This is a genomic window from Leptolyngbya sp. CCNP1308, assembly GCF_034932455.1.
GTDB lineage: Bacteria > Cyanobacteriota > Cyanobacteriia > Phormidesmidales > Phormidesmidaceae > Nodosilinea.
Map to the genome: position 1 here is coordinate 36,816 of NZ_JAYGIH010000109.1, position 12,047 is coordinate 48,862.

General features: G+C 59.0%; 8 protein-coding genes. 2 read left to right on the top strand and 6 right to left on the bottom strand.

All coding sequences use genetic code 11. The annotated features are described in order from the left end of the window. Positions 1-33: 33 nt before the first annotated feature. Positions 34-1,998 carry a squalene--hopene cyclase gene (gene shc / locus VB780_RS28215; protein WP_323354522.1) on the bottom strand — a complete coding sequence of 655 codons (1,965 nt, stop codon included), beginning with the start codon at positions 1,996-1,998 and terminating at the stop codon, positions 34-36. Positions 1,999-2,170: 172 nt separating this feature from the next. Between shc and VB780_RS28220 the strand changes: the two genes are divergently transcribed. Together VB780_RS28220 and VB780_RS28225 are read left to right on the top strand one after the other, a co-directional pair. After that, positions 2,171-3,343: a glycosyltransferase gene (locus VB780_RS28220; protein ID WP_323354523.1), complete on the top strand. Its 1,173-nt coding sequence runs from the start codon at positions 2,171-2,173 to the stop codon at positions 3,341-3,343. A 107-nt stretch (positions 3,344-3,450) separates the two neighbouring features. Next, entirely contained in the window at positions 3,451-4,038 is a 588-nt protein-coding gene (locus VB780_RS28225) for a Uma2 family endonuclease (protein ID WP_323354524.1), read from the top strand. Positions 4,039-4,200: 162 nt separating this feature from the next. On the opposite strand, the gene VB780_RS28230 is transcribed toward VB780_RS28225, so the two are convergent. The 5 genes from VB780_RS28230 to VB780_RS28250 all read right to left on the bottom strand — a co-directional run bounded on the left by VB780_RS28230 (position 4,201) and on the right by VB780_RS28250 (position 11,470). Beyond that, positions 4,201-6,129, bottom strand: a complete 1,929-nt coding sequence (locus tag VB780_RS28230; protein WP_323354525.1) for a GUN4 domain-containing protein — start codon at positions 6,127-6,129, stop codon at positions 4,201-4,203. Beyond that, on the bottom strand, positions 6,126-6,776 hold the full coding sequence (locus VB780_RS28235) for a hypothetical protein (protein WP_323354526.1): 651 nt from the start codon (positions 6,774-6,776) through the stop codon (positions 6,126-6,128). Before VB780_RS28235 ends, VB780_RS28230 begins: the two co-directional genes overlap by 4 nt. 1,148 nt (positions 6,777-7,924) lie before the next feature. Further along, on the bottom strand, positions 7,925-8,326 hold the full coding sequence (locus VB780_RS28240; RefSeq protein ID WP_323354527.1) for a fasciclin domain-containing protein: 402 nt from the start codon (positions 8,324-8,326) through the stop codon (positions 7,925-7,927). A 434-nt stretch (positions 8,327-8,760) separates the two neighbouring features. Then, a complete protein-coding gene (locus VB780_RS28245) occupies positions 8,761-10,797 on the bottom strand; it encodes an AarF/ABC1/UbiB kinase family protein (RefSeq protein ID WP_323354528.1) in 2,037 nt (678 codons plus the stop codon). Between the two features lie 349 nt (positions 10,798-11,146). Next, positions 11,147-11,470 (bottom strand): hypothetical protein, encoded by a 324-nt coding sequence (locus VB780_RS28250; RefSeq protein ID WP_323354529.1) that lies wholly within the window; start codon positions 11,468-11,470, stop codon positions 11,147-11,149. Between the last annotated feature and the right edge of the window lie 577 nt (positions 11,471-12,047).

Genomic DNA, 12,047 nt, shown 5'->3' on the forward strand with positions numbered 1-12,047 from the left:
GGAATGCGGCATCTTGCGAATCACCGTGGTTGACTAGGGGCGCACGACGTTGTGATAGCGGCCCAGGGCCATCAGCGGAAAATGGTGGCGATACAGGTGATAGCGAATGTAAAAGTGGCGCGGAAAGCCAGTGCCGGTGAACTCCTGCTCTTCCCAGGTGCCCTCGGGGGTTTGGGTCTCAAGCAGATAGCGAATGCCCTCTTGAATCGCTGACTTTGCGGCGGCACTAGAATCATCGGCATCGAGTAACCCAAGCAGTGCCCAGGCGCTTTGCGACGGCGTGCTCGGCCCCTGGCCCTTGAGGGTGGGGTCGTCGTAGCTGCGGCAGGTTTCGCCCCAGCCGCCATCGGGGTTTTGGCAGCTGACGAGCCAGTTCACCCCGCGCGCGATCGCATGCTGACCGCGCTCTGGAGCCATCAGCGCCAGGGCCGACAGCGCCCCGCTGGTGCCGTAGAGGTAATTGACGCCCCAGCGGCCAAACCAGCTGCCGTCGGCCTCCTGTTCGTTCAACAAAAAGGTTAAGCCCCGTTCGAGCCGCTGGGGGGTGAGGTCGCTGGCATAGCGGCTGGCAAGGTTGGGTTCGCGGCAGAGGCGACCGTGCATCTCCAGCACTCGGGCGGTGATGTCGGCGGTGCTGGGGTCGATCATCGCCTTGAGGTCGCCGTAGGGAATGGCGTTGAGCCAGTCTTGATCGTTGTCGATGTCGAAGGCGGCCCAGCCTCCGGTTTTGCACTGCATGGTGGCCACCCAGCGCACGGCCCGGGCGATCGCCTCGCGCTTCAGTGCCTCGTCGGGCAGGGTGACATCCTGGAGGGCCATCGCCACTACCGCCGTATCGTCCACATCGGGGTAGAAGCGGTTCTCAAACTCAAAGGCCCAGCCCCCCGGCTTGCCCTGGGGATTTTTGACGATCCAGTCGCCGTAGTCGAGAATTTGCTTATCCAGCAGCCATTCCCCTGCCCGCACCAGGCTGGGGTGGTCGGGGGCCAGGCCCGAGTCGGTGAGCGATCGCATCCCCAACGCCGTATCCCACACCGGGGAGACGCAGGCCTGCACCCAGTAGGTGTCGTCGGTCTCGACGGCAAAATTGTCGATCGCCCGCAGACCGCGCCGCACCACCGGGTCATCGACGTCGTAGCCGAGGCAGCGCAGGGCCAGCATCGAGTTCAGCATGGCGGGGATAATGCCGCCCCAGTCGCCCGTGGTCTCCTGCCGTTCTAGAATCCACTGCTCGGCTTTGCGCAGGCCTTCAGTGCGAAATGGGGTGAAGTTGATCGATTCGGCAAACTTAAACGCGCCGTCGAGCCCGATGAAAATATCGCTCCAGTCGCCAGCTTTTGGCAATTCCCAGGCCACGTTGGCGATACCCTCGGCGTAGAGTTCGTCTAGGGTGATGGCGGGCTCAAGCTTGTAAACCGGCTTTTGGTCAAAGACGACCAGCAGCGGTACCGTGCTGCCCCGCGCCCAGCTCGACAGTTCGTAGATGGTGAAGGGCGAGGGCGACTCCAGCAGCATCACCCAGGCGGGCAGCGAGGGCAGGCCGCTCCAGTCGTAGCAGCCGATTAGGGCCAGGTGCAGCTTGGTGAAAATGCGGGTTTTGCTGATGCCGCCCCGGCTGAGAATAAACTCTTTCGCTTTTAGCAGGGCCGGATCGCTGGCGGGCACCCCCAGCACCCGCAGCGCCGTATAGGCCTCGACGGAGGTGCTGAGGTCGCCGCCGTCGCCATAGAACAGCTCCCAGCCGCCGTGGGGTCGCTGGTGCGATCGCAAATAGTGCTCTGCCTTGGCCAGGGGGCGATCGCCATCGGTGCCCCAAATCTTGTGCAGTAGAACGATTTCGGCGGTGATGGTGACGTTTGACTCCAGCTCGGCCCACCAGTAGCCATCGGGGTGCTGTAGGCCCAGCAGGTAGTTTTGCGCGGCGGCGATTCCCCCAGGGATCGCTTCGCGAATCGCCCGATCCAGCCCGGTTAGCTGCTGCGGTTCTTGAGTCTGCATGGCCACCCCTCACGGTCAAAACGCTACGGTCTCTGGGGCAGCATAATGCAAATGCTTCCATCAAGGAAAGATAGCTGAAGCGGCCAGCAGCGACTCTGACTAGATTTGGCCATGGGTTGGCACCTAGCAACTGATTTATGATGCGAAAGACCAATCTGGGTACCTAAAGCCGATGGCAACCTTAGCGTTGAGCTTGACGAGTCTAGCACTCCTGATTTGGATGGGGATGCTGCTGTTTTGGGGCCAGTTTTGGCGTGCTAACCAGCGGCTTGATCCTGAACATTTGGTGCCCTTAGCCACCTGGCCCCAGGTGGCGGTGGTGATTCCGGCCCGTAACGAGGCCGAGCTGATTGGGGTGGCGGTGCGATCGCACCTCACCCAGACCTATCCCAGCAGCTTAAAGGTGGTGCTGGTCGATGACCAGAGCACCGATGGCACGGCAGCGGTGGCGCGGGAAGCGGCGACTGCGGTAGATCGGGGCGATCGCCTTACCATCCTCCCAGGGACAGCCATACCCCCTGGCTGGACAGGCAAGCTCTGGGCGATGGAGCAGGGCTTTCGCTATCTGGCGGCGCAGCCTACCCCACCCGACTACGTGCTGTTTACCGATGCTGACATTGAGCACGATGCCGCCAGCGTGCAACAGCTGGTGACAAAGGCCGAATGCGATCGGCTCGATCTGGTATCGCTGATGGTGCAGCTCCGCTGTGAGAGCTTTTGGGAACGGCTGCTGATTCCGGCATTTATCTTCTTCTTTCAGCTGCTCTACCCCTTCCCCTGGGTAAACAATTCCCAAAAGCAGACGGCAGCGGCGGCGGGAGGGTGCGCCCTGATTCGCTTCAGCGCCCTTCAGCGCATCGACGGGCTTCAGGCCATTCGCCAGGCGCTGATTGACGACTGCGCCCTGGGGGCGGCGGTCAAAGCCAACGGCCCGATCTGGCTCGGCCTCAGCACTACCATCCACAGCCTGCGCCCCTACCCCGACCTGCACAGCATCTGGACGATGATCACCCGCAGTGCCTACACCCAGCTCAACTACTCACCCTGGCTGCTGGTCGGCACGGTGCTAGGGATGCTGCTGGTCTACCTGGTCGCTCCCCTAGGGGTGGTTTTGGGATTGATTTGGGGCGACCCCGCCCTGGCGCTGACGGGGTTGGCGGGGTGGCTGCTGATGGCGCTAGCCTACTGGCCGACGCTGCGGCTCTACGGTGGCCACCCAGGGCTGGCGCTGGCGCTGCCGGTCATTGCCCTGCTCTATACGTTGATGACGCTCGACTCGGCGCGACAGCACTGGGCAGGGCAGGGCGGTGCCTGGAAGGGTCGAGTCTATAGCGACATGAGATAGGGCATTTGCGGCTCAGCGGAGTTTCTGTAGAGAGTCGTGGGTGGTTGATAGGATGATTGCAGATTGGCCTACAGGCTAAACCTTGATTGTTGACCTTACCCAGTGCCATGGTTGCCTCGCCCCAGTATCTCACCCCCGAAGACTATCTCCAGCTCGAAGCTGAAAGCCCCATCAAGCATGAGTACTTTGGGGGGGAAGTCTATGCCATGGCTGGGGCCAGCGATGGGCATGTCACTATCGCTCTGAACCTGGCGACGCTGCTCCGCAGCCATGTGCGCGGTACGGGCTGTCGGGTCTATATTTCAGATATGAAGGCCCGCGTTGGGGCTCGCGATCGCTTCTACTACCCTGATGTGATGGTGACCTGCGACCCGCGCGATCAGGAGACTGCGGTCTACAAGCGCTTTCCTAAGCTGGTGGTGGAGGTGCTGTCTGACTCTACCGAAGCCTTTGACCGGGGCGATAAGTTTGCCGACTACCAAACCCTAGAGACGCTGCAAGAATACGTCTTAATCAACACGCGCCACCAGCGGGTGGAATGCTTTCGCCGCAATGGGGCGGGGCTATGGGTGTTGCAGTACTACACACCCGAAACCGCTACATTCTGCCTGGAGAGCATCGACTTTACAGCTACCATTGCGGCCCTGTACGAAGATGTAACCCTGGAGCAATCTGAAGAAACCTCTGACCCTTGATGCGCGCAGCAAAGATTGTGCCATCAGGGCAGGTAGGGTGCTCTATCAATCAGCACGGGGCAATCAGCACGGGTTGGGTGGCAATTCGCGCCGCGAAAGCCCGCGGTATCCCAGAAACGGGAACCGACTCGGAACGAGTCGGTTCCCGAACAGCCATCCCCTTCACTGCACCATGCCCCGGGAGGGATGCCAAAGCTGCACCCGCTGACCCTGGGCCATTAAAAACCGACCATTGGGGCTGAACTGAAATTGGCTCACGTCGTGGAGTTGCGAGAGCGACTGCCCGGTCGCCACCGACCAGAGGGTAATACCCTGACGGGGGATGGGCTCACTTTCGACCAGGGGCAGCAGCAGGGTGCTGGTGGCCAGGGTCTGGCCATCGGGACTAAAGGCCAGTTCGCCCAGGTTGGTTGGCTGAATGGGGTGCCCCACGCTTTGGTTGAGGGTGAGGGTGTGAACCACCCCATAGGCTGGCAGATTGGCTTGCCGAGTCCACAGGCGGGCCGTGGTGCCGTCGCTGGTGGCCAGGCGCTGGGAGTCTGGGCTAAAGGCCAGGTGCCGGACGGGCTCGGTGTGCCCGGTGAGGGTGATCTGGCGCGCGCCCGTGGTGGCGTTCCAGAGCTTGACGCTGTGGTCGCGGTCGCCCGTGGCCAGGGTTTGTCCATCGGGGCTAAAGGCCAGAGGTATTAGGGGGTAGCGGTTTGTGGCCCGGTTCACCAGGGTGCGCACCAGCTGCCCAGTGGTGGCATTCCAAAGCTGGAGGGTGTTTTGGTCGGTGGCGGTGGCCAACCGCTGCCCGTCGGGGCTAAAGCGCAGGGTGTGCACCATGCCATCGGCGGCATTCATCGGCACCGTCCGCAACAGCTGCCCGGTTTGCAGGTTCCACAGTTTTAGGGTTTGGTCGGCGCTGGCGCTGGCCAGGGTTTGTCCATCAGGGCTGATGGCGATCGCCCGTACCGCGTACCGATGCCCCTCAAATGTGCGGATCTGCTGACCCGTGGTCGCTGACCAGAGCCGCACCACACCGTAGGACATGCCCGCCAAAACAAACTGACTGTCGGGGGTAAACGCCACGGCATTGGCCACATCCCCAACAATGCGAGTGCCTTGCCCCGCAGGCTCCTGGGGCGGATTCCCCTGGGCCGCCGCCTCTAGGGCTGGCCCCCGATGCAGGGTAATGATGCGGTTGCCGCGCTCGGCGTTCCACAGGGCCAGGGCGCTTTCGCCGGGGCTGCACGATCGCTCGTAGCTGTAGCTGCCGATCGCAATCACCGCCCCATTGGGGCTAATGGCCGAAGACGCGGTGTGAATTGGGCACTGAGAGTTGGGGTAGAGGGACTTTAGATCGATGCTTCTCGCCAGCTGGGGCTGCTGCCAGGAGCCGATCGCCGGAACGGGCAGCTCTAGCGCCGTGTCTACCCAGCTAAATAGCAGCGGCAGATACTGGTTGAACCGTTCGCCCTGCAAATACATGGCATCGATGGTGCAGCTGCCGCAGCTTTCGACCGACAGAATTTTGGCGATTTGCTCCCAGCTCACCCCGGCCCAGGGCAGGTGGCCCACGGGCGCATCCAGGGATGGGTTAATTTCTGACTCGGTTAGCCATTCTCCAGCAATGAAGGTGGGGTCTGCCATGCCGGGGGGGCGCGTCCAGCCGACGCGATCGCCAAAGGCCTTGGCCGCCACCGCCGAATCTACCGGGTTCGCGGCTCTCACCTCAGCCCAAATTTGCTGCTGCACGCTAAAGCCAAACCGACCGCCGCTGGCCTCGACCCAGAGCCGGTCGAGGGTTTGCAGCACCTCGGGGGGAATGTTGGTCGCCAGCGGTGTACCGAGAATCGCGCCACCGGGATGAATCCAGGGGTCTAAAATCCGGCGGGTTTCGGCATCGGCGGCGGGCCAGTCTTGGGCGGCTAGGTGCGATCGCAGCGCCCCCACATCCACCGCCTGGGCCTGGGCCCAGTTCGTTTGCTGTGCGGTCGGGTCTACCTGGGCCTGGAGAGACACCGGCCAGCTCAAGGTCGTTGCCAGCACCAGACCTAGGGCCAAATAGGCCAACCGTTTCAGCTGCTTCATGTTGCCTCGCATCATAGTTTTAGCCCCTGAATAATGGTGTTGAGATGGGGTGTAAAGGTTTCTACCAGCTCTTCGTCTGAAAATGAGCCGCTGGGGTCGCCGCTGATTACCCCGGTGACAAACACATGAACCATGGTGCCGTCGGTGGTCACATAGCCCAGGCTGCGATCAAACAGCGCCCCGTTGGGGTGGGTGATGGTGTAGTCGTAGCGGAGCCCAGGCAGGGTACCCACGGAGATGGCTGTCGGCGTTTCTGCAACAAACTTGAGGGCGGGGTCAGCCACCTGTCGGTCTGCTTCGATGGTGCGGTAGTGGTTGCTCACCCAGGCCTGGAGAAACTCAAGTTCTGACCCTTCGGGCAGCGGTAAGCCGCCCGGCACGGGCACCTCACTGATGGGATGGCTAAAGCGTTCTACGGTGCCAATCAGCTCACCGTTGGCCTCAACGCAGAGCAGCACCGCGTTGACGCAGGGCTTGACCTGCCAGTTTGGGGGAGCAGAGATCGGCCCTAAAATGTCGGCCCAGCCTGATAGGGTGGCCGCCTCGCCCTGGGGAACGGGCGTCTCTGGCGGAGCGAGCGGGGGCTTTGCAGAACAGGCCAGTAGAACCGTGGTGAGTAAGCTGATGCTGACTAGAGTCGGCAAACGAGTAGAGGTTTTCATAGGTTATGGGAGAGAAAGACGTTACGCCCCACCGGGCGAAGGCGGGCAACGTCGGGGCCAAGGTGCTGGTCACGCAGCCTCTAGGGGCGATCGCATGCTTCTCCGAGCCGAAGGATTGCTCCAGATTCTTCAGCCGCCAGCGCGATAATTCCGCACGGTAGGGCAGAGATGACTGCGGTTCAGCTCCTATTTTCCCCAGGGTTGAAGGGTTTTTGGGGCGGTTACCAGAACTGAAACGCCAAGACGCGGCGGTAAACCCGAGCTGAGCGCTAGCGGCCATCGTCTAGTCAACGCGATCGCCCTTGCCCACCGGAACAGCAGCTGTTTGCAATTGAGCCAAACAAGGCTTCACCTGCCTCCACAACTGCACTATTGCTGACCCGAGCGGCAACTCTGTCGTGCGTTCCGGTAGGCCAATCGCTGTAAGAGGATGTTTGAAAAGTCCTATTTCTTGTAGCAAAAGTGGAGATCCTCCTAAATCCCCCTTAAAAAGGGGGACTTTTACCCCCTTTTTAAAGGGGGGCAGGGGGGATCGGCAGGTGACTAAAACTACAGCAAATCACTTTTCAAACGCCCTCTAAAAGTTTATGTAAAATTAAAACCAAAGTTTCTCATACCAAATCCCGAATGAATAAACCCCGATTTGTAGGGGCGTAGCATGCTACGCCCCTACAAATCGGGGTTCCTGATTGCGAATCGGGGTTTACCAAATTGGATTTCGTATAAATGGCGCAAAAGAAGACTGGGAACCCGTTTCCTTCCCTAATTCTTTAAGTTTCTAGGACTGCAAGTGGGCAGAGCGTCAGGATATTTTGCTGCCAGAAAGCCCTTTGAGGCAAAGACTTGCCTCAAAAGTGTCTTAATCAACTGGATATCGGCAAAAGCTATTTATAGATATTGTCGTCAGTTTGGTTAAAACATTCCAACGTCGGAACGTTGGAATGTTCCGACGTTGGAATGTTTTCTGGATATCCCAACCGAGTAGTTACGGCTATAACCGAAGTGTATATAAAAAATAATTGCTGCTGTCGATCACCCCAGTACCTGTCTAGAAAGGCACCGGGATGATCGGCAGCAGATTCATGTCCAAGTTGCATGCCAGCATGGATTAGCGATTGGGGGCGATCGCCCCCCCAATCGCTAACAATCTACGCCGGCATGAGCACCGTATCAATGATGTGAATTACACCATTGTCAGCTGCTACGTCAGCGGTGGTCACCGTGGAGTCGTTGACCTTGACCCCATTGGAGGCGTCGATTTTGACATCAGAGCCTTCAACGGTGGTAGCTGACTTCATTTTGGTTACGTCAGCGGCCATCACCTTGCCAGAAACGACATGATAGGTGAGGACTTTCTTGAGCTTGGTCACGTCTTTTAGCAGGCCGTCTACGGCACCTGTGGGCAGTTTGGCGAAAGCCTCATCGGTGGGTGCAAAGACAGTGAATGGGCCTTTACCCTTAAGGGTATCGACTAGGCCAGCGGCTTTAACAGCAGCCACCAAAGTACTAAATGAACCGGCGTTTACGGCAGTATCTACAATATCAGCCATGGGAATTACCTCAGTTTGTTAGCGTTAACAAGATCATCTGTCACAAATGAGCGGCTAACAATTTGAAGTATTACAGCCCGATGATTGATTTCGGGGTGGATTCGTTGTTTGAAACCGAGTTCTGTCTGTTTATTCGTTTGTCCACAGCAGATTGCCTTGGGCGTATGCAACGGTTGGGAGATTCCCCCTGCCCCTTGAAAAAGAAGGAGCTGAGTCCGCTTCAAATTCCCCTTTAAAGAGAGGAATTTAAGTAAGGGAAATCGCTAGTACGCTGCGGCAGAAATGACCCTACTGTTCAGAATGATTGAAATGCCTGTACCCCAAGGCTTTTTCACTTTGAATTTTGCATTTTGAACTCCGCATAGCGGTACTAGCTTTGGCCAGTAGTCTCCCATCTCTAGATGCACCCCCGGCAGGGGTCAAGCAGGGTTTGCCTACCTTCCAGCACGGGAAGGAGGGAGCTGAGGGCTACCGCTACTCAGCGTAGGCTCCCCTTCTAGTAACAGTGTCCGAATCAGCCGCGCCAAGCCCCGCTGGGCCAGCCCCGCCACCACCTGCTGCCCCATCGCCTGGGTCTCAGGCTTAAAGAGCAGGGTCGGAATTCGGGTCGCCACCTGGGCGGCATCGAATCCAGGGGTATCCTTCAAAATATCTAGAATGCGGCGCAGGTGGTCGAGGTCGCTGGGGGCAGCGGTGGCCGCAGGGGGCAGATCTGGCTTGAGGCCCAGACGGCGCTGCACGGCGGTGGTGAGGTTTTGCACAGTGCTTTGGCCAAAGCTGTCGAGGCCGTTGACCAGTTCAGAGACGATGCGATCGCGCAAAAACGAGCCCCGGTCTGAGAACAAAAACTCCAGGGTCTGGTCAATCAGCCGATCCATATCGTAGTCATCGCTGCTGCGGGCGTTGCGCAGCAAATTCTCCAGCCGGTTCCAGCGAAAGCTGCCGTCTTTAAATAATAGATCTTGCAGCGAGGCCCGCAGCTGCGGTGAGGGGTCGGTCAGCAGGCGCTTGGCCACGTAGGGGTAGGCCTTGCTCAATACCTTAAACTCAGGATCCACGTTGATCGCAATCCCCTCCAGCGTCACCAGCGAGCGAATGATCAGCGCGTAGTAGGCGGGCACCCGAAACGGGTACTCATACATCAGCGCCGAAAATTCGTCGGTAATGCTCTTAAAGTTCAGCTCGGCGACGCTGGCCCCCAGGGCATTGCTAAACACGTTGGCCAGGGCCGGAATAATCGGCGTCAGGTCGGTGTCGGGGGTGAGAAATTCCAGCTTAACGTAGTCATTGGCCAGCCCCTCAAAGTCGCGGTTGACCATGTGCACCACCGCCTCAATCAGGCCGTAGCGCTGGTAGGGCTTGACCTCGCTCATCATGCCAAAGTCGAGGTAGGCCAGCTTGCCGTCGGCCATAGCCAGCAGGTTGCCGGGGTGGGGGTCGGCGTGAAAGAAACCGTGCTCGAGCAGCTGTCGCAGCGAACACTGCACCCCCACGTCGATCAGGTGAGTGGCGTCGATGCCCAGACTGTTGAGCTTGTCGATATTGGTGAGCTTGGTGCCCTCAATCCACTCCATGGTCAGCACCCGGCGGGCGGTGTACTGGGGGTAAATGTGGGGCACGTAGATGTCGGCAATGTGGCCGTAGAGTTTGGCAAACCGCTGGGCGTTTTCGCCCTCGTGGGTGTAGTCCATCTCCTCAAAGATGCGCTCGCCAAACTCATCCATAATGGCGACCAGGTCGCTGCGAATCTGGCTAATGCGGTTGGTGGCGAAGCGGGCCAGCCCCCGCAGAATGTGCAGGTCGAGGGCAATGCTGCGGGCCAGGCCGGGGCGCTGCACCTTAATCGCTACGTCTTCGCCGCTGTGCAGTTTGCCTTTGTAAACCTGGCCAAGGGACGCCGCCGCGATCGGGTTTTCAGAAATTTCGGCGTAGATCTGGCTGGGGGGTGCGCCCAGCTCTTCTTCAATAAAGCGGTAGGCCGTGGCGTTAGGGAAGGGCGGAATCTGGTCTTGCAGCGTGGTCAGCTCTTCGAGAAAAATCGGTGGCACCAGGTCGGGCCGGGTGGAGAGGGCCTGGCCAATTTTGATGTAGGCGGGGCCAAGTTTGGTGAGCATGGTGCGCAGCTGGGCCGCCCGCTTGACCTCGTTTTGAGCACTGCGACCGGCGCGGGCATCGAGCCATAGCTGGGCGAAGAAACTGATCAGCGGCAAGAAGATGCCGACAAACCGTGCCCAAACCTGAAGGGGGCGGCGGCGGTAGTGGGCGGCGATCGCCTCTGGGTCATAGCCAAACGACACGAAGGGATCTTGGGCCTTGGTAGCCAGCGTGCGCGGTGCGGCGGGGTCGGGCAGCGGCGCAGGCAGCACTTCCTCGGTTACCGCAATGACTTCAGCGTCGATCACCTCAGCATCGATAATGTCGATGGAGCCACCGAAGCGCTGAGCCGAATTCTGGTTGGTGTCTAATGCCATAGCACGCTCAGAGAAGAGTAAGGGAACCGAGGAATCAAAGACCGCAGCCTGAAGCATTCCCGTAAACTATTGTAACGGTTTGACTCACGAATCCCCGGTAGTGACCGCCCTACTTCCCCCGATCGGCGTCTGTCAATTGAGAGAGCCTTCGGGTTCCCATCTATGCCTGGCCCGCTCTGGTGGGGGGTGGCCCTGGGCCAAGGGCAGATTTGGATTTTGCTGAACCCGGCGGCACCCCAACTGGATGAGCCGTACCATTTTGCTGGATACGAATTTGTTGAATACGAAATCCCCAATCGAGAAACTCGATTCAAAACAGGAATCACGTAGGGCACTGCACTGTGTTGCCCTAGGCTGTTACGCAGCTCTCGACAGGCTCATCAACAATTGCAGAGTCGCCCGAGGGGCCTAGAACCGTATCGTTGGCAGGGTAAGGCAGGCGCGATCGCATTTCTACCCAGACGGTGTAGGTGGTTTTGGAGACGGTGATGCAGACCTTGTATCCTGGCTTGCCTTCCTCTATGGCGCGAGCATAGGCGCGGCTGCGATCATCCACCGAAAACTGTTGCACACAGGCAAAAAAGTCGTTGCGGTAGAGCATACCGCTATGGATATTCCCATGCCAAAACTTAAACGGCGAAACCAGTGATTCGACAACAATAACGGGTAGCACGGGCGGAATCCACCTGAGGGTCTTCTTTACTTTATGTAACAAATGTAGCGTCTTTCTATCTCCCAAGGTGGATTTGGATCACCTTTTCTATAGATTCGGTTGACCCGGCCGGCCATTCGCCGTAGTTGTGATAGCGGCAGCTGTGGATGTCGATGGCGTAGTGGGTAAAGCCCACCGCCGTGGGACTTGCCTCGCGCTGGAGTGTACTTAGTTCGCGTTGGCGAAGCCTCTCCAGCGGAGAATCGCCCGTAATTGGTTCGCGCTGGGGTGTGCTTGGTTCGCGTTGGCGAAGCCGCTCTAGAGCATCGCTCGTACTTGATTTGCGCTGGGATGTACTTGCTTCGCGTTGGCGACAAAAACGTAGACCGCTGTAGGGTGGGCACTGCCCACCTTTTACCCATGCGTTCGCGAAGCTATCCGAAGGAATCGCAAGCTAGATAGGTTGGGTGAGCACCGCTTACGGTCTGCCTTATACCATCACTGAATATTTGAGGGGAGGGGTTGATGGTGGGTGAACGAGTGGGGTGGTGGGCAGTGCCCACCCTACTTTTGAACTTTGCGCGGATTTATGTGTCGG